This window comes from Streptomyces sp. R302 (assembly GCF_012927245.1).
Lineage (GTDB): Bacteria > Actinomycetota > Actinomycetes > Streptomycetales > Streptomycetaceae > Streptomyces.
Genome location: NZ_JABBGE010000003.1, coordinates 232,919 through 254,945, shown reverse-complemented (window position 1 = coordinate 254,945; position 22,027 = coordinate 232,919). Strand labels below are relative to the sequence as shown.

General features: G+C 73.3%; 19 protein-coding genes and 2 pseudogenes. 5 read left to right on the top strand and 16 right to left on the bottom strand.

The features are described from left to right. Positions 1-26: 26 nt before the first annotated feature. The 4 genes from HHL19_RS10740 to HHL19_RS10725 all read right to left on the bottom strand — a co-directional run bounded on the left by HHL19_RS10740 (position 27) and on the right by HHL19_RS10725 (position 4,066). Positions 27-614 carry a TetR/AcrR family transcriptional regulator gene (locus HHL19_RS10740; RefSeq protein WP_169088080.1) on the bottom strand — a complete coding sequence of 196 codons (588 nt, stop codon included), beginning with the start codon at positions 612-614 and terminating at the stop codon, positions 27-29. Continuing rightward, the gene (locus HHL19_RS10735; RefSeq protein ID WP_169088078.1) at positions 602-1,330 is read right to left on the bottom strand and encodes an enoyl-CoA hydratase family protein; all 729 of its coding nucleotides are present in this window, start codon (positions 1,328-1,330) and stop codon (positions 602-604) included. Before HHL19_RS10735 ends, HHL19_RS10740 begins: the two co-directional genes overlap by 13 nt. Next, positions 1,327-2,922 carry an AMP-binding protein gene (locus HHL19_RS10730; RefSeq protein WP_169088076.1) on the bottom strand — a complete coding sequence of 532 codons (1,596 nt, stop codon included), beginning with the start codon at positions 2,920-2,922 and terminating at the stop codon, positions 1,327-1,329. The genes HHL19_RS10735 and HHL19_RS10730 overlap by 4 nt, the downstream gene beginning before the upstream one ends. A 115-nt stretch (positions 2,923-3,037) precedes the next feature. After that, positions 3,038-4,066 carry an AraC family transcriptional regulator gene (locus HHL19_RS10725; protein WP_169088074.1) on the bottom strand — a complete coding sequence of 343 codons (1,029 nt, stop codon included), beginning with the start codon at positions 4,064-4,066 and terminating at the stop codon, positions 3,038-3,040. Between the two features lie 113 nt (positions 4,067-4,179). On the opposite strand from HHL19_RS10725, the gene HHL19_RS10720 reads away from it, so the two are divergent. Further along, a complete protein-coding gene (locus HHL19_RS10720) occupies positions 4,180-5,040 on the top strand; it encodes an NAD(P)H-binding protein (RefSeq protein ID WP_169088072.1) in 861 nt (286 codons plus the stop codon). Between the two features lie 42 nt (positions 5,041-5,082). Here HHL19_RS10720 and HHL19_RS10715 read toward each other — a convergent pair whose 3' ends face one another. The 6 genes from HHL19_RS10715 to HHL19_RS10690 all read right to left on the bottom strand — a co-directional run bounded on the left by HHL19_RS10715 (position 5,083) and on the right by HHL19_RS10690 (position 13,301). Beyond that, a complete protein-coding gene (locus HHL19_RS10715) occupies positions 5,083-5,736 on the bottom strand; it encodes an excalibur calcium-binding domain-containing protein (protein WP_346768283.1) in 654 nt (217 codons plus the stop codon). Between the two features lie 171 nt (positions 5,737-5,907). Beyond that, a complete protein-coding gene (locus tag HHL19_RS10710; RefSeq protein WP_169088070.1) occupies positions 5,908-7,041 on the bottom strand; it encodes an acyl-CoA dehydrogenase in 1,134 nt (377 codons plus the stop codon). Then, entirely contained in the window at positions 7,038-9,011 is a 1,974-nt protein-coding gene (locus HHL19_RS10705) for a biotin carboxylase N-terminal domain-containing protein (RefSeq protein WP_169088068.1), read from the bottom strand. The genes HHL19_RS10710 and HHL19_RS10705 overlap by 4 nt, the downstream gene beginning before the upstream one ends. Before the next feature lie 8 nt (positions 9,012-9,019). After that, positions 9,020-10,618, bottom strand: a complete 1,599-nt coding sequence (locus HHL19_RS10700; protein ID WP_169088066.1) for a carboxyl transferase domain-containing protein — start codon at positions 10,616-10,618, stop codon at positions 9,020-9,022. After that, positions 10,615-12,435 carry an acyclic terpene utilization AtuA family protein gene (locus tag HHL19_RS10695; protein WP_169088064.1) on the bottom strand — a complete coding sequence of 607 codons (1,821 nt, stop codon included), beginning with the start codon at positions 12,433-12,435 and terminating at the stop codon, positions 10,615-10,617. The genes HHL19_RS10700 and HHL19_RS10695 overlap by 4 nt, the downstream gene beginning before the upstream one ends. Then, positions 12,432-13,301: a TIGR03084 family metal-binding protein gene (locus HHL19_RS10690; RefSeq protein WP_169088062.1), complete on the bottom strand. Its 870-nt coding sequence runs from the start codon at positions 13,299-13,301 to the stop codon at positions 12,432-12,434. The genes HHL19_RS10695 and HHL19_RS10690 overlap by 4 nt, the downstream gene beginning before the upstream one ends. Before the next feature lie 182 nt (positions 13,302-13,483). On the opposite strand from HHL19_RS10690, the gene HHL19_RS10685 reads away from it, so the two are divergent. Beyond that, positions 13,484-14,056 (top strand): dihydrofolate reductase family protein, encoded by a 573-nt coding sequence (locus HHL19_RS10685; RefSeq protein WP_169088060.1) that lies wholly within the window; start codon positions 13,484-13,486, stop codon positions 14,054-14,056. Here HHL19_RS10685 and HHL19_RS10680 read toward each other — a convergent pair. The 3 genes and pseudogenes from HHL19_RS10680 to HHL19_RS10670 form a co-directional block, all read right to left on the bottom strand. Continuing rightward, the gene (locus HHL19_RS10680; RefSeq protein WP_169088058.1) at positions 14,053-14,247 is read right to left on the bottom strand and encodes a DUF1272 domain-containing protein; all 195 of its coding nucleotides are present in this window, start codon (positions 14,245-14,247) and stop codon (positions 14,053-14,055) included. The genes HHL19_RS10685 and HHL19_RS10680 overlap by 4 nt on opposite strands. A 152-nt stretch (positions 14,248-14,399) precedes the next feature. Continuing rightward, positions 14,400-14,597 (bottom strand): annotated as a pseudogene (locus HHL19_RS10675) (ATP-binding cassette domain-containing protein); the annotation flags it as partial. A 124-nt stretch (positions 14,598-14,721) separates the two neighbouring features. Next, positions 14,722-15,393 carry a DUF4097 family beta strand repeat-containing protein gene (locus tag HHL19_RS10670; RefSeq protein WP_169088056.1) on the bottom strand — a complete coding sequence of 224 codons (672 nt, stop codon included), beginning with the start codon at positions 15,391-15,393 and terminating at the stop codon, positions 14,722-14,724. A 284-nt stretch (positions 15,394-15,677) separates the two neighbouring features. Here HHL19_RS10670 and HHL19_RS10665 point away from each other — a divergent pair, with 284 nt between their 5' ends. Continuing rightward, a complete protein-coding gene (locus HHL19_RS10665; RefSeq protein WP_169088054.1) occupies positions 15,678-16,181 on the top strand; it encodes a hypothetical protein in 504 nt (167 codons plus the stop codon). 89 nt (positions 16,182-16,270) lie between these two features. On the opposite strand, the gene HHL19_RS10660 is transcribed toward HHL19_RS10665, so the two are convergent. Then, positions 16,271-17,215 carry an EamA family transporter gene (locus HHL19_RS10660; RefSeq protein ID WP_346768301.1) on the bottom strand — a complete coding sequence of 315 codons (945 nt, stop codon included), beginning with the start codon at positions 17,213-17,215 and terminating at the stop codon, positions 16,271-16,273. Positions 17,216-17,398: 183 nt separating this feature from the next. On the opposite strand from HHL19_RS10660, the gene HHL19_RS10655 reads away from it, so the two are divergent. Beyond that, entirely contained in the window at positions 17,399-18,298 is a 900-nt protein-coding gene (locus HHL19_RS10655) for a LysR family transcriptional regulator (RefSeq protein ID WP_206324740.1), read from the top strand. Positions 18,299-19,081: 783 nt separating this feature from the next. Here HHL19_RS10655 and HHL19_RS10650 read toward each other — a convergent pair. Further along, on the bottom strand, positions 19,082-19,711 hold the full coding sequence (locus tag HHL19_RS10650; RefSeq protein WP_240981528.1) for a hypothetical protein: 630 nt from the start codon (positions 19,709-19,711) through the stop codon (positions 19,082-19,084). A gap of 429 nt (positions 19,712-20,140) precedes the next feature. On the opposite strand from HHL19_RS10650, the pseudogene HHL19_RS10645 reads away from it, so the two are divergent. Next, a pseudogene (locus HHL19_RS10645) lies at positions 20,141-20,756 on the top strand (transposase). Between the two features lie 9 nt (positions 20,757-20,765). On the opposite strand, the gene HHL19_RS10640 reads toward HHL19_RS10645, so the two are convergent. Then, positions 20,766-21,101 (bottom strand): hypothetical protein, encoded by a 336-nt coding sequence (locus HHL19_RS10640; RefSeq protein ID WP_169088052.1) that lies wholly within the window; start codon positions 21,099-21,101, stop codon positions 20,766-20,768. Positions 21,102-22,027 lie beyond the last annotated feature (926 nt).

Sequence of the window (22,027 nt, the reverse complement as noted above, 5' to 3'; positions counted from 1 at the left end):
GGCCGGTCGATACGGACCGGCCCTGCCTAGGGCCGGTCCGCCAGCGCCTCGTCGATCAGCCGGGACCACTGGGCCACCACCCGGTCCCGGCGGGTCGTGTCGTCCGTGAGGAGGGTCGCGAGGCCCAGGCCCCGGGCCATGTCCAGGAGGCCCTGGACGGTCTCGCGGACGCCGGGGCGCGACTCGTCGGCGCCGAGCAGCTCGACGGCGATCCGGTGGGACTCGCGGCCCACCCGCGCCTCCAGTTCGGTGACGCGGGCGCGGAGCTGCTCCTCGTTCGAGGCCGCCACCCACAGGTGGAGGGCGGCCCGGAACAGCGGGCCGGTGTAGAGGCCGACGAGCGCGGCGACGGTCTGCGCCCGGTCGTCCGTCGGCAGCGCCCGCAGCGCCTGCGACCGCTCCTCCGCGACGTACTCGACCGCCGCCGTGAACAGGTCCTCGCGGGTCGGGAAGTGGTGCTGGGCGGCGCCCCGCGACACCCCGGCCCGCTCGGCGACGACCGCCACGGTGGAGCCCGCCCAGCCGCGCTCGGCCAGGCAGGCCACGGCGGCCTCCAGGAGCCGCTGCCGGGTGACGCGGCTCCTGTCCTGCTTGGGTGCGGTCACAGCCGCCATTCGGGGTCCCGTCGTTCGAGGAAGGCCGTCATGCCCTCGCGCGCCTCGGCGGAGGCGAAGAGCGTCGCCGATCGCTGCACCAGCTCCTCCGCGTCGCGCTCGAAGGCCTCCAGGACTCTAGCGGTGACCAGCCGTTTCGACTCCCGCAACCCCTGCGGCGAGCCTGCCCGCAACCCGTCCAGGATCGCCCCGAGCTCCTCCTCCCCGGCCGTGACCAGGCCCATCGCCCGCGCCTCCGGGACGCCGAACCGCTCGCCCGTCAGGTAGTGGCGGGCCGCCGCGCGGGGCTCCAGCCTCGGCAGCAGGGTCAGCGAGATCACCGCCGGCGCCACCCCGATCCGCACCTCCGTGAGCGCGAAGTCCGCCCCCTCCCCCGCCACCACGATGTCGCAGGCGCCGAGCAGCCCGAGGCCGCCCGCGCGGGCCCGGCCGCCGGCCGTGACGTGCCCGACGACCGGCTTCGGCAGCTCCACCACCTGCCGGAGCAGGTCCACGAAGGCGTACGGGCTCGGCGGCGCCTTCAGGTCCGCGCCCGCGCTGAACGTGGAGCCCGTGTGCGTGAGCACCACCGCCCGCACGGCCGGGTCCTTCCCGGCCGCCGCGAGCGCCTCGGCGAGCTCGCTGACGAGCGCGGCCGAGAGGGCGTTGCGGGTGCCCGGGGAGTCGAGGGCGAGAGTGGTGACGCCCCGCTCCTCGGTGACGGCGATCAGGGTCATACGGGGTCCCTCGTCTCTCTCTCGGCTCGCAGTTCGCGGCGCAGGATCTTGCCCGAGGCCGCCCGGGGCACGGCGTCGACGAACTCGACGGCCCTGACCCGCTTGTACGGGGCGACCCGCGCGGCCACGTGCGTCATGACGTCCTCGGCGGTCAGCCCGGCCGCGTCCGGCTGCCGCACCACGAACGCCTTCGGGATCTCCGTCCCCTCCGCGTCCGTCACCCCGATCACGGCCGCGTCGGCGACCCCCTCGTGGGTGAGGAGGAGCGCCTCCAGCTCGGCGGGGGCGACCTGGAAGCCCTTGTACTTGATCAGTTCCTTGACCCGGTCGACGACGTACAGCCAGCCGTCCGCGTCGACCCGCCCGATGTCGCCGGTGTGCACCCAGCCGTCGGCGTCGATCATCTCCGCGGTGGCCTCCGGCCGCCCCAGGTACCCCTTCATCACCTGCGGCCCCCGGATGGCGATCTCGCCCTCCTCCCCCGGCGCCGCGTCCTTCGACGGGTCGCCGAGGGAGAGGATCCGCATCTCGGTCGACGGCAGCAGCCTGCCGACGGTGCCGGGCGGCGGGTGCTCGGCGCTCAGCGGCGTGACGTGCGTGCCCGGAGACAGCTCGGTCATGCCGTACGCCTGCCGCACCGGCGGCAGCCCGAGCCGCGCCGAACACGCCGCCGCGAGCGCCGCGTCGAGCGGGGCGGCGGCGCTGACGATGTACTCCAGGGAGGACAGGTCGTACGCGGCGACCGCCGGGTGCTTGGCGAGCGCGAGGACGATCGGCGGAGCCACGTACAGGCCGTTGATGCGGTGCTTCTGGATCGCGCCGAGGAAGGTGTCGAGCTCGAAGCGCGGCAGCACGACGACGGTGGCGCCCTGCCGCAGCGGCGCGTTCATCAGAGCCGTGAGGCCGTAGATGTGGAAGAAGGGGAGCACCGCGAGGATCCGGTCGCCGGGGCCCATCGGTATGAACGGTTCCAGCTGCGCCAGGTTCGTCGCGATGGAGGCGTGGGTGAGCATCACGCCCTTGGGGACGCCGGTGGTGCCGGAGGAGTACGGGAGGGCGGCGACGTCCACCTCCGGGTCGACGGCGACCTCCGGCTCGGGCGCGGTGGAGGCGAGGAAGGACTGGAGCGACCGCACCCCCTCGCCCTCCGGGGCCGCGTCGCAGACGAAGATCTCCTCGACGCCGCCCGCGAGTCCGGCGGCGGCTCGGGCGGCCGGCAGGAGCGGCGAGACGGTGACGATCCAGCGGGCCGCCGAGTCCCGCAGCTGCTTGGCGAACTCCTCGGGGGTGGCGAGCGGGTGGATCGTGGTGACGGAGGCGCCGGCGCGGGTGGCGGCGTAGAACGCGATCGGGAACAGCACGGTGTTGGGGCTGTGCAGGGCGAGGACGTCGCCCTTCCGCACCCCGGCCTCGGCGAGCCCGGCGGCGACCCGCCGGTGGAAGGCGTCCACCTGCGCGTACGACAGGGTCAGTTCACCGGTCCCGTCGACCAGCGCGGGCGCGTCCCCGTACGCGGCGGCCCGGCCCAGGACGGCGTCGTGGATGGGGAGGGACAGGGCGGGAACGGGCTCGTACTCGCTGTGGAACACCATGCGTGGCCCCCTGGAGAGGTGGGTGGAAGGTGGTCGCCAGGATCGCTGCTACGGGTACCGCTCGGGGAGACCCCGTCGGTACCTGGGGAGACCTTGGCAGCCCCCCGTAGAACAATCAAGCACGCGTGCTTGGTTTATCCGCGGTCGGGGCGCCGCCGGTCGCCGCCCTCAGCTCCACCGGCCGCGTGTCGTGGACCCGCTTCAGCGCCGCGCTCAGCGCGAACGGCGTGCGGTAGCCGACCTGGCGGGCGATGGACGCGACCGTCGCGTCGGTACGGGCGAGGAGGTCGGCCGCCAGCGTCAGCCGCCACTCCGTGAGGTACGCCATCGGCGGCCGGCCCACGAGCGCCGTGAAGCGGCGGGCGAGCGTCGCACGCGAGACCCCGGCCTCCGCCGCCAGCGCGTCCACCGTCCACGCGCGCTCCGGACGCGCGTGGATCAGCCGGAGCGCCCGGCCCGCCACCGGGTCGCCCAGCGCCCGGTACCAGCCCGGCGGACAGGCCTCGGGGCGGGCGAACCACTCACGGAGCGTGGACAGCAGGAGCAGGTCCAGCAGCCGGTCCAGGACGGCCTGTTGGCCCGGGGCGTCCCGGCCGGTCTCGACGGCGGCCAGCTCCAGGACCGGGTCGGGCGCGTCGTGCGGGACGAGGAGCGTACGCGGCAGGCCGCCGAGCAGCCGCTCCGAGACCCGCCCCGTCGCCTGGTAGGAGGCGGTGAGCAGGACGGTGGGCCCGTCCTCGCTGTTGCCGCAGGTGCGCAGGCCCAGGATGACGTCCTCGCCGATGTCGCAGCCGTCGGCCGTCGTGCAGCGGTCCGGGTGGACGACGAAGAGCGGCGGGGTCGCGGCGGCCGGATCGTCCGTGATCGAGAACGGCTCGGGCCCCGTCACCACCGCCACGTCCCCGGGCCCGAGCCGCACCGGCACCGCGCCACCCGCCCCGCCGTACCGGTTCTCCGACCCGTACCGACGCTCCTCCCCGGTCGTGCCCTCCGGCACGATCCAGCCCTCCCCCCGCAGCAGCGTCACCAGGGTCAGCGCCCCCTGGTCGGCGAAGCGCACGGCCCACGGCGGCTCCAGCAGGTTCCGTCCGAACACGGCGCCGCAGGAGCGCACTTCCTGGAGGAGGCTCGTCAGCGGATCCATGCCGTCGAGTCTAGGGAGGGAGCCCGCCGCCACCGCCCCGCGTGAGACGGACGCGTATCCCCCTGCGCTCCTGGGCCATTCCGACGCTCACCCGCCCCGGTTTGACTGGGCCCATGACCAGCAACGACCTCACCGAGCCCGCCACCACCAAGCCCTTTCTGATCCTCGGCGGCACCGGCAAGACCGGCCGCCGCGTCGTCTCCCGCCTCCGCCACCGCGGCCACTCCGTCCGCGTCGCCTCCCGCAAGGGCCCCGCCCGTTTCGACTGGCACGACCGGAACACCTGGGAGCCCGTCCTCGACGGCGTCGGCGCCGCCTATCTCGTCGACTCGATGACGGCCGACGCCGGAGAGCTCATGCGGGAGTTCGCGAAGCTGGCGGCGGACCGGGGCGTCGAACGGCTCGTGCTGCTCTCGCACCGCGAGTGGGTCGTGCCCGACGGCGAGGAGAAGCTGCCGTGCGAGCGGGCCGTGCGCGAGTCCGGGGCCCCCTGGACGCTGCTCAAGCCGGCCTGGTTCGCGCAGAACTTCAGCGAGGACGCCTTCTTCCGCGGCCAGATCCTCGACGGCGAGGTGGCGTGGGCGGCCGGGCACGGCGTCGAACCGTACGTCGACGCGGACGACATCGCCGACGTGGCGGTGGCCGCCCTCACCGAGGACGGCCACGCCGGCGCGGAGTACGCCCTCACCGGCCCGCGCCTCCTCGACCTGGACCAGGTGGCGGAGGAGCTGGCCCGCGCGACCGGCCGGCCGATCGGCTACCGGGCCGTCTCCCCCGACGAGTTCGCGGTCCGCGCCGGCCGGGCGGGCGTGCCGGAGGACTTCACCGCGCTCCTGAACCTGCTCTTCGAGTGGATCGCCGACAGCCGCTTCGGGGAGCTCGCGGACGGCGTCCAGCGGGCGCTCGGCCGCGAGCCCCGGGACTTCGCGGAGTACGTCAGGTCCACGGCCGAGACGGGGGTCTGGACCCCCTGACCACCCCGGTTCGGATCATTCGGATCACTCGGGTCACTCGGGTCACTCGCAGGCGATGCCGTCGCCGTCGCGGTCGAGGTGGCTGCCGTAGCCCGGGTCGCCCCGGCGGATCGGGTCGGCGCCCGCGGCCCGTACGGCGGTGCAGTTCGCGTAGTACGGCTCCGGCTCGGGCTCGGCCGTCTCCGGGGGCTGGGTCACCTGCGTGGGCTTCGGCTTCGGGGCCTGGGTGGTCGGCTTGGGAGCCTGCGTGGTGGGCTTCGGGGCCTGCGTCGTGGGCTCCGGGGTGGGCTCCGGGGCCTCCGTCGTCGGCGCCTCGGTCGTCGGCTCCGGCGTGGGCGTCTCCGTCGTCGGCTCCACCGAAGCCGAATCCGACGGGGTCGGAGTCTGCGTGGGTGTCGGCGTGGGCGTGGGCGTCGGCGTGACGGTCACCGTCACCGTGACCGTCACCGCCGGCTTCGGGTCGTCCGTTCCCTCCTCCTTCGGCGGGTCCATGGTCAGCGCCACGACGAACCACAGGGCGGACGCGATCGTCGACACGATCTTCGCCCTGCTCGTCCACGGCGAGAGCCAGACCAGGGCTATGCCCGCCGGCGGGAAGACGACGAGCAGGGTGATGATCAGCGCCGGGTGCTGCCACCAGCGTCTGGGCGGCTGCCACGCCGGAGCGGGCTGGTACGGATTCTGCTGCGGGTACACGCGCGGCTCCAAGGGCCTGACGGGAACGACGGCACCGAGCGGAGTGCCGTCGGGCCCGGATCGTACACAGGACCTTCACAACCGGGGGGCACTATCCGAAGATCGGCCCCCTGGTCGGAACCACTGACCGGAACCAGTGACCGGAACCGCTGACCGGAACCGCTGACCGGCTCAGTACGACTTGGGCAGCCCCAGCGTGTGGGCGGACACGTAGTTCAGGATCATCTCCCGGCTGACCGGGGCGATCCGCGCCACCCGGGAGGCCGTGACCAGCCGGGCGAGGCCGAACTCCTTGGTGAGGCCGTTGCCGCCGAGGGTGTGCACGGCGGTGTCGACGGCCTTCACGCACGCCTCGGCCGCCGCGTACTTCGCCATGTTGGCGGCCTCGCCCGCGCCGAGGTCGTCGCCCGCGTCGTACAGCCGCGCCGCCTTCTGCATCATCAGGCGGGCGAGTTCGAGCTCGATGTGGGCCTGCGCGAGGGGGTGGGCGATGGCCTGGTGGGCGCCGATCGGCGACTTCCAGACCTTCCGCTCCTTCGCGTAGCCGACGGCCCGTTCGAGGGCGTACCGGCCCATGCCGATCGCGAACGCGGCCGTCATGATCCGCTCCGGGTTGAGCCCGGCGAAGAGCTGGAGCAGCCCCGCGTCCTCGTCGCCCACCAGCGCGTCGGCCGGCAGGTGCACGTCGTCGAGGGTGAGCTCGAACTGCTTCTCGTCCGCGTCGAGTTCCATCTCGATGTGGCGGCGACCGAAGCCGGGCGTGTCGCGCGGCACGATGAAGAGGCACGCCTTGAGGTTGCCGGTGCGGGCGTCCGACGTGCGGCCGACGATCAGGGTCGCGTCGGCTATGTCGACGCCCGACACGAAGACCTTGCGGCCGTTGAGGACCCAGCCGTCCTCGGTGCGGGTCGCGGTGGTCGTGATGCGGTGGGAGTTGGAGCCGGCGTCGGGCTCGGTGATGCCGAAGGCCATCGTCCTCGACCCGTCGGCGAGCCCCGGCAGCCAGGCCTCCTTCTGTCCGTCCGTGCCGAAGCGGGAGATGACCGTGCCGCAGATCGCGGGCGAGACGACCATCATCAGGAGCGGCGCACCGGCCGCGCCCGCCTCCTCCAGGACGATGGACAGCTCGGCCATGCCGCCGCCCCCGCCGCCGTACTCCTCCGGCAGGTTCACGCCCAGGTAGCCGAGCTTCCCGGCCTCCGCCCACAGGGCGGCCCGGTCGAAGCCGGGACCGTGGCGGCGGCCGAGCGCGGAGACGGCGGCGCGGAGCTCGGTGTGCTCCCGGGGCTCGATGTCGGTGCTCATACGGTCTGGTCCTCCTGTGCATCGGTCGGTACGTCTTCGGTCTGTACGACGGCGAGCAGGGCACCGACCTCGACCTGGCGGCCGGGGGCGGCGTGGAGCGCGGTGAGCGTGCCGGAGGCGGGAGCGGTGACGCGGTGCTCCATCTTCATGGCCTCCAGCCAGAGCAGCGGCTGCCCGGCCTCGACCCGGTCGCCGACGGCGAGGCCGTCCGCGAGCCGGACGACGGTGCCGGGCATCGGCGCGAGCAGCGACCCGGGGAGGGTCTGCTCGCGCGGGTCGGTGAAGCGGGGGCGGACGGTGAGCCGGTGGCGCCCGACGTGGACGGTTCCGTCCGCCTCGTACGCGGCCACCTCGAAGTCCCTTACGACGCCCGCCACTTCGAGCCGTACGCGGTCGGGCGCCGCGCTCACGACCCGTACCCCCTCGGGGGCGAGCACCTCGAACCCGCCGCCCCGGACGGCCCGGTACCGGACCTCGATACCGCCCCCGACGCCGCCCTCGTACGTCCGGACCTCGTCCTGCGACCGGACGTTCCGCCAACCCCCGCCGAACCGGCCGGAGTTGCGGGAGGCGGCGGCCAGCGCGGCGGCGACGGCCGCGTACGCCGCCCCGCCCTCGTCGGGACGGGTGAGCGCCTCCAGGTTCCGCTCGTAGAAGCCGGTGCCGAGCCGGCCCTCGTCCTGGAACTCCTCGTGCCGCAGCGAGGCGAGGAGGAGGTCCCGGTTGGTGGCGGGACCGTGGATCACGGCCCGCTCCAGGGCGCCCGCGAGCTTGCGGACGGCCTCGGCGCGGGTCGGCGCGTGGGCGACGACCTTCGCGAGCATGGCGTCGTAATGCACGGGGATCGTGTCCCCGGAGGCGTACCCGGTGTCGGTACGCACGCCACCTCCTCCCGGCATCGCACCCGGCACCGCACCCCCTCCCGGCATCCCACCCCCTCCCGGCACCGCGAACGCGTGCAGCCGCCCCGTCTGCGGCGCCCACCCCGCCGCCGGGTCCTCCGCGTACAGCCGGGCCTCGACGGCGTGGCCCCGGGCGGCGGGCGGCTCGGGCTGCAGCGGGCGGCCCTCGGCGACGGCGAGCTGGAGGGCGACGAGGTCGACGCCGTGGACGGCCTCGGTCACCGGGTGCTCGACCTGGAGGCGGGTGTTCATCTCCAGGAAGTGCGCCCGCCCGCCCGCGACCAGGAACTCCACCGTGCCCGCGCCCGCGTACCCGACGGCCTTGGAGGCCGCCACCGAGGCCGCGTACAGCTCCTCGACGAGCGCGGCGGGCAGGCCGGGCGCCGGGGACTCCTCGATCACCTTCTGGTGGCGTCGCTGCAGCGAGCAGTCGCGGGTGCCGAGCGCCCACACGGTGCCGTGCGCGTCGGCGAGGATCTGCACCTCGACGTGGCGCCCGTCCTCCACGTACGGCTCGACGAACACCTCCCCGTCCCCGAAGGCGCTCTCCGCCTCGGCCGAGGCGGCCTTCAACTCACCCTCCAGTGCGCTCAGTTCGCGAACGACGCGCATGCCGCGCCCGCCGCCGCCCGCCGCCGCCTTCACCAGGACGGGCAGTTCGGCGGCGGTGACGGCCGCCGGGTCGAGCGGCGCGATGCCGAGGAGTTCCTTGGCACGGGTCTTCGACGCCATCGCCTCGATGGCCTCCGGCGGCGGACCGATCCACCGCAGCCCGGCCTCCGTCACGGCCCGGGCGAAGCCGGCGTTCTCGGAGAGGAAGCCGTAGCCGGGGTGGACGGCGTCCGCGCCCGCCGCGAGCGCCGCCGCCACGATCAGGTCGCCGCGCAGATACGTCTCCGAGGGCGCCGCCCCCGGCAGCCGTACCGCCGCGTCCGCCTCCCGCACGTGCAGGGCGTCCGCGTCGGCGTCGGAGTACACGGCGACGGTCGCGATGCCCAGCTCGCGGCAGGTGCGGAAGACGCGGCAGGCGATCTCGCCACGGTTGGCGACCAGGACGGTCGAAATCATCTGGGGCCTCACATTCGGAAGACGCCGAAGCCGCCGCGCGCGCCCTCGACCGGTGCCGTGTGGATCGCGGACAGGCACAGCCCGAGGACCGTGCGGGTGTCGCGGGGGTCGATGACCCCGTCGTCGTAGAGCAGGCCGGAGAGGAAGTGCGGCAGCGACTCGGACTCGATCTGCGCCTCGACCATGGCCCGCAGCCCCGCGTCGGCCTCGTCGTCGTACGCCTGCCCCTTCGCCGCCGCCGACGCCCGCGCCACGATCGACAGCACGCCCGCGAGCTGCTGCGGCCCCATGACGGCGGACTTGGCACTCGGCCAGGCGAACAGGAACCGGGGGTCGTACGCCCGCCCGCACATGCCGTAGTGACCGGCGCCGTAGCTCGCCCCCATGAGGACGGACAGGTGGGGCACGCGGGAGTTCGACACCGCGTTGATCATCATCGCGCCGTGCTTGATGATGCCGCCCTGCTCGTACTCCTTGCCGACCATGTAGCCGGTGGTGTTGTGCAGGAAGAGCAGCGGGATGTCCCGCTGGTTCGCCAGCTGGATGAACTGCGCGGCCTTCTGCGACTCGGCGCTGAACAGCACCCCCTGCGCGTTCGCGAGGATCCCCACCGGATAGCCGTGCAGCCGCGCCCAGCCGGTGGTGAGACTGGCCCCGTACAACGGCTTGAACTCGTCGAAGTCCGAGCCGTCGACGAGCCGGGCGATCACCTCGCGCGGGTCGAACGGCGTCCGCAGGTCACCGGGGACGATCCCGAGCAGCTCCTCCGGGTCGTACTTCGGCGGCTCGGCCGGGCCCGGGTCCGCGTGGTGCTTGCGGTGGTTGAGGCGGGCGACGATCCGGCGGGCCTGCCGGATCGCGTCGGCCTCGTCGACGGCGTAGTGGTCGGCGAGCCCCGAGACGCGGGCGTGCATCGCCGCGCCGCCGAGGGACTCGTCGTCGCTCTCCTCGCCGGTCGCCATCTTCACCAGCGGCGGCCCGCCGAGGAAGACCTTCGACCGCTCCTCGATCATCACCGTGTGGTCGGACATGCCGGGCACGTACGCCCCGCCGGCCGTCGAGTTCCCGAAGACGACCGCGACCGTCGGGATCCCGGCGGCGGAGAGCCGGGTGAGGTCGCGGAAGAGCGCCCCGCCCGGGATGAAGATCTCCTTCTGGGAGGGCAGGTCGGCGCCGCCGGACTCGACGAGCGAGATCACCGGCAGCCGGTTGGCGTACGCGATCTCGTTGGCCCGCAGCGCCTTCTTCAGCGTCCACGGGTTGGAGGCGCCGCCGCGCACGGTCGGGTCGTTGGCGGTGATCAGGCACTCGACGCCCTCCACGACCCCGATGCCGGTGACCAGGGACGCCCCCACGGGATACGAGCTGCCCCAGGCGGCGAGCGGCGACAGCTCCAGGAACGGCGAGTCGGGGTCGACCAGGAGCTCGATCCGCTCCCGGGCGAGCAGCTTGCCGCGCTCGCGGTGCCGGGCGGTGTACTTCTCGCCGCCACCGGCGAGCGCCTTGGCGTGCTCGGCGTCGAGCGCGGCGAGCTTCTCCAGCATCGCGGCGCGGTGGTCGGCGTAGTCGGTTCCGCCGGTGTCGAGGGCGGAGGCGAGGACGGTCACGCGGGTCCCTCCGGAAGGTCGGGGCGATGGGGGCCATCGGTACGGCCGGGGTGGTCGGCGCCATCGGAACGGCCGGCGGCGTCGGTGCCATCGGAACGGCCGGGGTCGTCGGTGCCATCGGTACGGCCGGCGGCCGGCAGGAGCTCCTCCGGTACGTCGACGTGCCGGGAGCGGAGCCATTCACCGAGGGCCTTGGCCTGGGGGTCGAAACGGGCCTGGGAGGCGACGCCCTCGCCGAGGATCCCGGCGACGGTGAAGTTCACCGCCCGCAGGTTGGGCAGCACATGCCGGGTCACGCCCAACTCGGCGGTTTCCGGCAGCAGTTCACGGAACCGCTCCACGGTGAGCGTGTGCGCGAGCCACCGCCACTCCGCCTCCGTCCGCACCCACACCCCCACGTTCGCGTCCCCGCCCTTGTCCCCGCTGCGGGCCCCCGCGATCCGCCCGAGGGGCGCGCGCACCGTCGGCCCCGGCGGCAGCGGCTCGGGCAGGTCCGGCTCCGGTACGGGTTCCAGGGAGCGGGTCGCGGGCGGTACGGGCACGACGACGCGGGTCCCGTCGGGCAGCACCGCCGTGTGCGGCACGTCGGCGGCGGGCACGTACGCCGTCTCGAACACCCCGTAGGGGGCGCCCCTGCCCGGCGGCGCGGTCACGTGGAAGCCCGGGTAGCTGGCGAGGGCCAGCTCGATCGCCGCCCCCGTCAGGGTCCGCCCCACCTTCTCCGGGTCCGGGTCGCGGACGACGAGCCGCAGCAGCGCGCTCGCGGTCTCCTCCGTGCCGGCGTCCTCCCGGTCGGTGCGGGCGAGGTCCCAGCGGACGTCGGCGGGCGGGTCCTGCCCGAGGGCGTCGTGGACCTGCTCCCGGACGAGCGCGGCCTTCGCCGCCACGTCGAGTCCGGTGAGGACGAAGACGACCTCGTTGCGGTGGCCGCCGAGCCGGCAGCGCCCCACCTTGAGCGTCGCGGGCGGCGCCTCGCCCCGCACCCCGTCGATCCGCACCCGGTCCGGCCCGTCCGGCGTCAGCCGCACCGAGTCGAGCCGGGCGGTCACGTCGGGCCCGGCGTACCGGGCGCCGGAGGTCTCGTACAGCAGCTGCGCGGTGACGGTGCCGACGTCGACGACCCCGCCGGTGCCGGGATGCTTGGTGACGACCGCCGACCCGTCCTCGGCCACCTCGGCCAGCGGGAAGCCGGGCCGCAGCAGCAGTTTCGCCTCGTGCTCGCGGAAGAAGGCGTAGTTGCCGCCGGTGGCCTGCGTGCCGCACTCCAGGACGTGCCCGGCGACGACCGCCCCGGCGAGCCGGTCGTACTCCTCAAGGCCCCATCCGAACCACCACTGCGCGGGCCCGGTGACGAGCGCCGCGTCCGTCACCCGCCCGGTGACGACGACGTCCGCGCCGGCCGCCAGACTGGCCGCGATCCCCGCCCCGCCGAGATAGGCGTTGGCGGTCAGCACCCCCGCCTCCCCCGGCAGCCGATCGCCCTCCACGTGCGCGACGCGCGTCGGCAGCCCGAGCCGCCCGGCCAGGCCGCGCAGCGCCTCCGCGAGCCCCGCCGGGTTCAGCCCGCCGGCGTTGACGACGATCCGCGTGCCCCGGTCGTGGGCGAGCCCGAGGCCCTCCTCCATCTGCCGCAGGAAGGTCTTCGCGTACCCGGCGGAAGGATCCTTCAGCAGGTCACGGCCGAGGATCAGCATGGTCAGCTCGGCGAGGTAGTCCCCGGTGAGCACGTCGAGCCGGCCACCGGTCAGCATCTCGCGGACGGCACCGAACCGGTCGCCGTAGAACCCGGACGCGTTCCCGATCCTCAACACGCTCACGACGCCGCCCCCTTCGCACCACGCCCGCCCGTCTCCGCCTCCGGACCGCGCCCGTCCGTCTCCGCCTCCGGACGGCGCCCGTCCGTCTTCGCCTCGCGCCCCGGCCCCGCCGGGCCTGCGAAGGCCTGGGCGATGCCGAGCCAGTGCTCCGCGTCCGCCCCCTCCGCGCGCAGCCCCGTGTCGTCCCGGTGCACCCGCTGCGTGACGAGCAGGCAGAACTCGACCGCGTCCCCGCTCACCCGCTGGGCGGCGCCCTCGGGCCCGTACGCCCACGACTCCCCGCCAGGGCCGGTGAGTTCGACCCGGAACGGCTCGGCGGGCGGCTGCTCGCCGCGCACCAGGTAGGCGTAGTCACGGGCCCGGTGACCGATCCAGGCCACGTGCCGCAGCCGCGCGGTCGGCCGCCGTACGACTCCGAGGGCGTCGGCGACGTCCTGCCCGTGCGCCCAGGTCTCCATGAGCCGGGCCGTGGCCATCGCCGGGGCGCTCATCGGCGGCCCGTACCAGGGGAACCGCCCGCCGGGCGGCACCTCCCGCAGGGCCTCGTCGAGCAGCCGCCGCCCCTCCCGCCACCGCGCGAGCAGCGCGGCGGGCGGCAGCGCGGCGCCCTCCTCGGCCCCGTCGTCGACGAACCGCTCCGGCGCGGCCAGCGCCTTCTCCACCTCCACGGCGAACCCGTCGGCGTCGGTCACCGCGAGCAGCGCGGCCCGGTCGGTCCAGGCGAGATGGGCGATCTGATGGGCGACGCTCCAGCGCGGCGCGGGCGTCGGGCGCCGCCACCGCTCCTCGCTCGACTCACTGACGATCGCGTCGAGTTCATCGCCTTCGGCACGGAGATCGGCGAGAACGTCGGCGGGGTCGGACACGGTGCGCTCCCCTCGGGAGGACGGGCCTGAGGAGTCGGAGCATGGCAGCGATCGCGAAAACAATCAAGCACGCTTGCTTGAAAAAAGGGGGGCGGGAAGACCGATGAGTTCCACGACCGCCCCCGGTCCTAGATCATGAAAACGACAGCAGGCACGGACACTTCACGAACCGAGGCACCGACATGCGCACTCTCATCAGCTCCGCCTTCGTCTCCCTCGACGGCGTCGTCGAGGCCCCCGGCGGCGAGGAGGGATACCGGAACGCGGGCTGGACCTTCAAGGACATCGACTTCGTCCCGGAGGCGTACGAGATCAAGGGCCGCGAGCAGCAGGAGGCGACCGCGATGCTCCTCGGCCGCGCCAGCTACCAGGCCTTCAGCCCCGTCTGGCCCGGCATGGCGGACTTCGCCGACTACAAGGAGATGCCGAAGTACGTCGTCTCCACCACGCTCACCGACGGCGACCTCGTCTCCGACTGGGGCCCGACCACCATCCTGCGCACCCTCGACGAGGTCGCCGCCCTGAAGGAGACGGAGGGCGGCCCGATCATCGTGCACGGCAGCGCGACCCTGAACCGCGCCCTCTCGGACGCGGGCATGATCGACCGCTACCACCTGCTGGTCTTCCCGCTGCTCCTCGGCGCCGGCAAGCGCCTCTTCAGCACCGCCGACAAGGACGCCCAGAAGCTGCGGCTCGTGGAGCACGAGACGTACTCCAACGGCATCCAGAAGCAGGTCTTCGACGTGGTCCGCTAAGCCTGGGCGGCGGCGGCCCGGCGGCGCGGGCGGGGCAGCAGCTCGCCGCCGCAGTTGGGGCAGACGCCGGACATCGCCTCCGTACAGGGCACGCAGAAGGTGCACTCGTACGAACAGATCCGTGCGTCGCCGTCGGGCCGCAGGGTCGTCGTCTCGCAGCGCTCGCAGCGGTCGCGCATCTCCAGGGCCATGGGGCTCCCCCTCGTTCGGTGGGTCGTCGTGCTTCCGACTCCATGATCAAGAGGGCCGGGCGGCCGAAAAACAGCGGACCGGCCAGATCTCGACAGGATCCGGCCGGTCCGCTGCTGCGCTCGCTCGGGGACTACGTGGGGTCCTTGTCGAATCCGGCGACGGCGGCGTGGCCGGAGTCGGCGGTGGCGAGGGTGGAGAGGATCTTCACGGCGGTCGTCTTGCCCGCGCCGTTCGGGCCGAGCAGGGCGAAGATCGTTCCTTCGGGGACGGCCAGGTCGACTCCGTCGAGGACGACCTTGTCGCCGTACGACTTGCGCAGACCGTTCGCCGCGATGGCGGGGATCGTCATGACGGTTCGCTCCTTGGATCTCTGGATCTCTGGATCTCTGGATCTCTGGATCTCTGGATCTCTGGATCTCTGGATCTCTGGATCTCTGGATCTCTGGATCTTTGGATCTGGCGGTCGGTGCGTCTCAGTTGCTGTGGGCGGTGATGTCGCCGAGGGCGGTGGTGGCGCGGATGGCGAGCGCGGCACCGGCACCCTGGGCGTTCCGGAGGCCGTTGCTGACCCGGCCGAGCGCGGTGCCGGCGTCGAGGGTGGCGGAGGTGCCGGGGGCGGCGCCGACGGTGATGGACCCGGCCCGGGTGTCGAGGACGACGGTGCCGCCGACGGCCTCGGCGATCCGCAGGTCGCCGCGGGCGGTGGTGAGTTCGGCGTCGCCTGCGAGGCGGCCGAGGGTGATGTCCCCGTCCTGGAGGCCGATCCGGACGCGGCCGGCCTCGTCGAGCTCGACCGGCCCCTGAGCGGCCTCGAAGGTGACGTCCCCGAGCCGCCCGACACCGCGCAGTTCCACGGCGGCGGCCTTGCCCTCGACGGAGGACCCGGCCGGAAGCTGGACGGTGATCTCGACGGAGCCGGTCGGCCCGAAGAGCTGGTTCCTGCCCTCGGCCCCGGTGACCCGCAGGACCCCGTCGGCGAAGGAGACGGCGGTCTCCTCGGCCGCCTTCACGTCCCGGGACTTCTTGGCGTCGAGGGGCCGGACCTCGACGGTGACGTCGGCCCGCTCGGCGGCGACGAAGCGGAGGCGACCGGCCGGGAGGGCGACGAGAGCGGCGATCGGGGCGGTGGTGGCGAAGGTCTGCATGAGGTGTGTGCTCCTGTGGAGTGGTGTTCCCGTCGGTGTTTCCGACACGAGAAAAGCTACGTTGCTTTCCATTCCTCAGCAACCCTTTCGTTGCACGGGATCGCCATAATCGCAGTTCAGAGCAGATATTTCGTTGCAATGAAATCAGCACTGACGCAACGACATATGCCAGAGCGTTGCAACAACGGGAAGGTGAACGCTATGCGCGGGCCTACGTGGACCTGACTCCCTCATTGCCGACGCACGGCAGTGACTGGAGACCCGGGCCGTGGCACGGTTCGGCCATGAGCAAGGGGGAACTGGCACCTGCGGCAAAGTGGGCGGCCCGGACACTGGTCGTCCTGGCCGGGGCGTGCCTCGTCGCGCTCTTCGCGTGGACGAGCGCAGGGGCCTGGAACGTCGCCGGGATCTCCTTGGGGATCGGCTCGGAGCAGGGACGGTTCGTCGCCACGGACTGCGCGACCGTGCCCGGCGTGCGGACCGGTGACGACACCGCCTGCACCGGGAGATTCACCTCCGACGACGAGCGCACGGTCGCGACGGGCCGCCTGGAGGCGAACGGTACGGACAGCATGGCGGCCGGGGACCGCTTCAAGGTGCGCTGCGACGCCGACGGCACGTGCGTATTCGCCGGGCCGACGGAAGCGCCTGCGGCGGTCGCGAGCGCCCTGATGGTCAGCGCCATCACGGTTTCCCTCCCCCTCGTGACCTTCATCTGGGCACGGTCCGTCGGACGCCGGCGGAAGCACCGCGGACGCCGCCCCGAAGCACGTCGGCCGGTGAGGTGACCCGGAGTACTTCCGGAGCACCTCACCGGCCGACGGACAGGCGGGAGGGGGCGGCGGGCGGGGGCAGGGGCGGGGGCGGGCGAACGGGGTTACGTGGTGGCGGCAGAGGCGGAGGCGGCGACCGCGGCCTTCTGCGTACGCACCGCGCCGATGCTCGCCGCGATGACGAGGGCGATCGCGAGCCCCTCCGTCACGGACAGGGCCTGGTGCAGCACGAGGAAGCCGGCACCGGCGGCGATGGCGGGCTCCAGGCTCATCAGGACGGCGAAGGTGGGGGCGGGCAGGCGGCGCAGGGCGAGGAGTTCGAGGGTGTACGGAAGCACCGAGGAGAGCAGCGCGACGCCGAGGCCCAGCGCGACCGTCGACGGCACGACCAGCGCGCCGCCCGCCTCGGCGATGCCGAGCGGCAGGCTGAGGACCGCGCCGAAGGCCATCGCGAGCGCGAGGCCGTCGGCCTGCGGGAAGCGCCGGCCGGTACGCGCGCTGAAGACGATGTACGCGGCCCACATGGCGCCCGCCGCGAGCGCGAAGCCCGCACCGAGCGGGTCGAGCCCGCCGAGCCCGCCGCCACCGAGCAGGGCGACGCCGCCGAAGGCGAGCCCTGCCCAGAGGAGGTTGACGAGCCGCCGCGAGGCGACGACGGAGAGGACCAGGGGGCCGAGCACCTCCAGGGTGACGGCGGCACCGAGCGGGATCCGGTCGATCGACTGGTAGAAGAGGATGTTCATGCCCGCCATGGCGGCGCCGAAGGCGACGACGGTCCCCCAGTCGGCCCGGCTGTAGCCGCGCACCTTGGGCCGGCAGACCAGCAGCAGGACGAGCGCGGCGAGCGCGAGCCGCAGCGTGACGACCCCGAGCGCCCCGGCGCGCGGCATCAGCAGGACGGCGACGGCGGACCCGAACTGCACGGAGAGCCCTCCGGCGACGACGAGCGCGACGGGGCCGAACCGGCGGGAGGGCGCCCCGGGCGCCGGAACGGTGGCCGGGGCAGGCGCCGGAACGGCGGCCGCTCCCACCACAGGGCCGGAGGCCACACCCGGCACACCCGGCACACCCAGCACCCCCGGCACCTGGCTGTCCGCACTCACCGCCGCCACACCCTCACCCACACCTTCGAAGTCCACTCCACTAAACTCTCAGTCCAGAGTAATGCACTCCTCCATACTCTGACGACTGGATTCCGCTTCCACGCTAGGACCCCGGACCCGCCAGCGGAAATGCCGATCACCCTGCGGTTATGCTCCGGAAACATGACCCTGCGCATCGAGCTGCGCCACCTCCGCTGTTTCCTCGCCATCGCCGAGGAGGAGAACCTCACCCGCGCCGCCGCCCGCCTCCACCTCACCCAACCCGCCGTCTCCCGCACCCTCGCCGCCCTCGAACGGCACCTCGGCACCCGACTCGTCGACCGCTCCACCCACCACCTCGCCCTCACCGCCGAGGGCCGCGCCTTCCGCGAACGGGCCGCCGCCGCACTGGCCGCCTTCGACGCGGCGGTCGACCCGGCGCGGCTCCACCACCGCCCCCTGCGCCTCGGCCACGCCTGGTCGGCCTTCGGCCCGTACACGACCCCGCTGCTGCGCCGCTGGCAGCGCGAACACCCGGAGACCCCCCTCGAACTCCTCCGCATCGACGACCGCACGGCCGGCCTGGCCAGGGGTCAGGTCGACGCGGCCCTCCTGCGCGGCACGGTCGACGCCCCGGGCCTGGTGACGGCCGAGCTCACGAGCGAGCCCCGGGTGGCCGCCCTCCCGGCGGACAGTCCCCTGGCGGACCGCCCGGGCGAGCTCACACTCCTCGACCTCGCTGATGAAACGGTCGTCCTCAACACGGTGTCGGGTGCGACCACCCTCACCCTCTGGCCCCTGCCCGCCCGCCCCACGCGCACCCTCACGGTCGCCAACACGGACGACTGGCTCACCGCCATCGCGGCGGCCCGAGGCGTGGGCGTCTCCTCCGCGTCGACGGCAGCGCTCCACCCCCACCCCGGCGTCACCTACCGCCCCCTGACCGGCGCCCCGCCCCTCCCCGTCCTCCTCGCCTGGCGCGACGCCTTCCCCCACCCGGCAACAGAGGCCCTGGTGCGCATGGCCCGGGAAATCGTCAGCGACACCTGAGGTCCCGGGTTTCCTGGGTGGCCCGGCTTCGTGGGTGTCGGGTGCGGCCGCCCTCTTCTCCGAGAGTCACGCCTTCCGGCGGCGCGTCAAGGGCGCCTACGGCGTCGCTACGCGATGGGCTACGCCCACCCTTGACCCGCCACCTCCAGGCGTGCAGGAAAACTCGGAGGGCGGCCCGGGGGAACGGGCCCACGCCAACGGACCGGTTAACGGCCGGTCCGCGTGGGCGCCTGACGGCCGGTGGGAGGGGGGCCGGGTATCGCTCCCGCCTGATCATGTCCGCACGCCGGTGGGGTGGGGCTCGGCCAGTGGCGCGCGCCGGTGGGACTGTGTCCGTCGGTTCGGGGTGCGCGGCCGTTGAATGGGGTGCCCAATCCCTGCTCAGCGGCATTCCGCCGTCCGACGGCCGGGATTCAAGCCCCGCTGGTCACTGTTGGCGGGGTGGAGCGAACGTAACTCGACGCGGAGAGGCGGGAGGGGACCCAAGGGGGGTGGAATGTCCGGTATCTAGTGATTGTGGGAGGGGGTGGGTATCTCCCGTGCGAGTTACGTGCGTTGTGGTGCTGGGAGGCCGCCCGGCCTGTCACGTCCTGCGTCGGCCCTGCTGGAGCGGGGGCTGATGGGGATCCAGGAGCGCGAGCGCATGAGGTACGGGCCGCTGCGGCGGGCAGGGCTTGAGGTGATCCCGGACGCTGTGCCGGACGGGCTGCAGGCCGGTTCGGGCAGGCCCTGGTGGAGGTCGGCGCGTCGCTCGTAGCGGGTGCGGGCCGTGGCGCACGCCTCCTACGGGCGGGGGGACGGTTCCAGTTCGGCGTGGGTGACGGTGTAGCCGCCCCTGACTACGGGGGCGTACGGGGCCGGGGCCATACAGGTGCCGACCTCGGCGTCCTCACTGTTCGGCAGCAGGTTCACCCCGTTCCACGAGAAGCCCACCCGATCGGCCTTGCCGCCCTTTCCGCCGTCGTACACGCTCAGTCCGACGCGCTTGCCGAGCGAGCCGGTCTCCTCGTGGCTGACCTTCGTGATGAGGGCCGTGACCGTCGCCGTGTTCGGGCCGGTGACCAGGCACTCCACTTGGCCCTCGGAGGTATAGGTGACGTTCCGGTCAGCCGAGTAGTGCGAGATGCGTACCGTCCCCCGCGCGTCGAAGGGCAGCCCCGTGGAAATCCTGGGCCGCGGGATGCTGTACGGGGCGGCCACCGCGTCGAAGCTGAAGGAGCGTACATCGTTGTCGCTCAGGTACGGCAGCACGATGTCCCCACTGCCGACAATCCGCGCCGCGCCCGGCCGGCGGTGGTCCGCGCGCTGCTCGGCGGACGAGGCGATGGACGAGGTGCACAGGGTGAACCCGGCCACCAGGGCAGCGATGGTAGCGGTGGCGGTGCGCCGAGCAGGCAGCGACAGCGAAGTCATGACGATCTCCTTTTCTGCGAAGGGGAGTTGACCGGCGGAACGCGACCCATTCTTCGCTTCGACGGCCGCCCGGTCGTCATCCCAAGGCCGCAAGATCGATGCCGCCCAATCGCCCGCGCGGCTGACCGGACGTCAGCCGGGAGTCGCACAGGGTGGATCACCGCCAGCCGCAGGTGTTCGCGGATCAGTTGTCGCGCTGGCGCCGCCCAGGAAGGACGGGGTCCTGCTGCACGCCGACCGGACCCTGTCCTTTGCCGGGCGGCTGGTGAGCGGCGGGCCACGGTTGGTCCGGCACCCTCTTCACGGTCTCGCCGCCGGGCGGCTGACGGACACCGGAGTCGTCGGTTCGGGGCGCTCCGACTGGTCGCTTCAGGATGAGTTGAGTCGCGGGTCCTGCGCGCGACGATCGTGGTCGGAAGGGCGCCCGGGATGCGTGCCGATCTTGTTCCTGACGACCTGTGGGAGCAGGTGGCCCCGCTGCTGCCGCCTGCTCCCGAACGGCGCCATCGCCACCCCGGGCGGCTGCGCGTTCCCGACCGAGTGGCGCTCGCCGGCGTCATGTACGCTCTGCGGACCGGTGTCGCATGGCGCGATGTCCCCGCAGAGACCGTGGGCTGCTCCGGCGCGACCGCCTGGCACCGGCCCACTGGACCTGGACGACTGCTCCGTAGACGGATCACACGTCCGGGCCCCCAAAGGGGGATCACGTGGGCCCCTCTCCCGTCGACCGTGCCCGTCCCGGCTCCAAGCACCACCTGATCGTCGACCGGCACGACGTCACCCAGCTCATGCCGCTGCTGGACACCATCCCATCGATCCGGGGACGCCCCCGCCGCAAACCCCGGCGCCTGTATGCGGACCGGGGCCATGACTTCGACAAGTACCGCCGCCTGCTGTGGAAGCGCGGCATCAAACCACTGATCGCACGACGCGGCGTCGCCCACGGCTCCGCACCCGCTATGAACGACGCGCCGATCTCCACCAGGGCCTGCTCGAACTGGGCTGCAGCCTCATACGCCTCCGCCGCCTACGAACCTCATTCTGAAACGATCAGTTACTCCGCTCGCGCGGCCCGTCGGCGCCGCCAGGCCAGCGCCGGTGCCGCGACGGCCAGGGCGAAGAGCACGGCCGCAGTGATCAGGTGCGGGACGGTCGTGCCCTGCGCCAGTACGCAGACCCCGCAGGCCGCCCCGCCGGCGACGACGCCGAGGACGGGATGCCGACGGTCGTCGGTCAGGCCGGTGACCACCACGAAGTAGGTGGGCATCGCGGCGAGGAAGAACACCCACCCGTTCCACTCGTAGCCGTCGGCGGCGACGCACCCTCCCCGCGACCCGCGCTCACAGCCGCCCTCGATGAACCCCAAGAGCCCCCACGTCGCAGCAGCCATGGCCACGACGGTCAGCGGAATCCACCACCCCTGCGACCAACGCCCCTGCCCCATTCGCCCCCAAGAGACCCCACCCACAGTGACCAGCGGGGCTTGAATCCCGGCCGTCGGACGGCGGAATGCCGCTGAGCAGGGATTGGGCACCCCATTCAACGGCCGCGCACCCCGAACCGACGGACACAGTCCCACCGGCGCGCGCCACTGGCCGAGCCCCACCCCACCGGCGTGCGGACATGATCAGGCGGGAGCGATACCCGGCCCCCCTCCCACCGGCCGTCAGGCGCCCACGCGGACCGGCCGTTAACCGGTCCGTTGGCGTGGGCCCGTTCCCCCGGGCCGCCCTCCGAGTTTTCCTGCACGCCTGGAGGTGGCGGGTCAAGGGTGGGCGTAGCCCATCGCGTAGCGACGCCGTAGGCGCCCTTGACGCGCCGCCGGAAGGCGTGACTCTCGGAGAAGAGGGCGGCCGCACCCGACACCCACGAAGCCGGGCCACCCGGGAAACCCGAAACGCCTACCGCTCCCGCCGCATCGAGTGCCAGACGTGCCGGGCCCAGGCCTGCTGCCCCGCCTCCTCGTACGAGCAGAACAGCCCGCCGCCGAGCCGTCGGGCTCGACCGCGTACGCCGTCAGCTCGTGCCGCGTCCGCCCCGTGCCCTCCGGCATGAACCAGAACGCGTACCGGACCCCGCCGTCCGCCAGCCACTCCCGGAGCTCCAGCCCCTCCGGCACCTCGGGAACCTCACCCATCAGCGCGGCGAGGAAGTCCTCGGGCGCGCGCCCCTGCTCCGTGTCCTGGAACAGCGTCGCCAAAAACCCGGCCGACCGCTCCACCGACCACCCGTCACCGAGATCCGTCCGGACCGCGACCGGCAGCGGGTGCGGGAAGCGGGCGAGCACGTAGTCCCGGTCCCAGACCTCCCTGATCA

Bases quoted from the DNA above. Each gene is read 5' to 3' on its own strand.
- HHL19_RS10740 (WP_169088080.1), bottom strand. From the start codon at position 614: ATGGCGGCTGTGACCGCACCCAAGCAGGACAGGAGCCGCGTCACCCGG.
- HHL19_RS10735 (WP_169088078.1), bottom strand. From the start codon at position 1,330: ATGACCCTGATCGCCGTCACCGAGGAGCGGGGCGTCACCACTCTCGCC.
- HHL19_RS10730 (WP_169088076.1), bottom strand. From the start codon at position 2,922: ATGGTGTTCCACAGCGAGTACGAGCCCGTTCCCGCCCTGTCCCTCCCC.
- HHL19_RS10725 (WP_169088074.1), bottom strand. From the start codon at position 4,066: ATGGATCCGCTGACGAGCCTCCTCCAGGAAGTGCGCTCCTGCGGCGCC.
- HHL19_RS10720 (WP_169088072.1), top strand. From the start codon at position 4,180: ATGACCAGCAACGACCTCACCGAGCCCGCCACCACCAAGCCCTTTCTG.
- HHL19_RS10710 (WP_169088070.1), bottom strand. From the start codon at position 7,041: ATGAGCACCGACATCGAGCCCCGGGAGCACACCGAGCTCCGCGCCGCC.
- HHL19_RS10705 (WP_169088068.1), bottom strand. From the start codon at position 9,011: ATGATTTCGACCGTCCTGGTCGCCAACCGTGGCGAGATCGCCTGCCGC.
- HHL19_RS10685 (WP_169088060.1), top strand. From the start codon at position 13,484: ATGCGCACTCTCATCAGCTCCGCCTTCGTCTCCCTCGACGGCGTCGTC.
- HHL19_RS10680 (WP_169088058.1), bottom strand. From the start codon at position 14,247: ATGGCCCTGGAGATGCGCGACCGCTGCGAGCGCTGCGAGACGACGACC.
- HHL19_RS10670 (WP_169088056.1), bottom strand. From the start codon at position 15,393: ATGCAGACCTTCGCCACCACCGCCCCGATCGCCGCTCTCGTCGCCCTC.
- HHL19_RS10665 (WP_169088054.1), top strand. From the start codon at position 15,678: ATGAGCAAGGGGGAACTGGCACCTGCGGCAAAGTGGGCGGCCCGGACA.
- HHL19_RS10655 (WP_206324740.1), top strand. From the start codon at position 17,399: ATGCCGATCACCCTGCGGTTATGCTCCGGAAACATGACCCTGCGCATC.
- HHL19_RS10650 (WP_240981528.1), bottom strand. From the start codon at position 19,711: ATGACTTCGCTGTCGCTGCCTGCTCGGCGCACCGCCACCGCTACCATC.
- HHL19_RS10640 (WP_169088052.1), bottom strand. From the start codon at position 21,101: ATGGCTGCTGCGACGTGGGGGCTCTTGGGGTTCATCGAGGGCGGCTGT.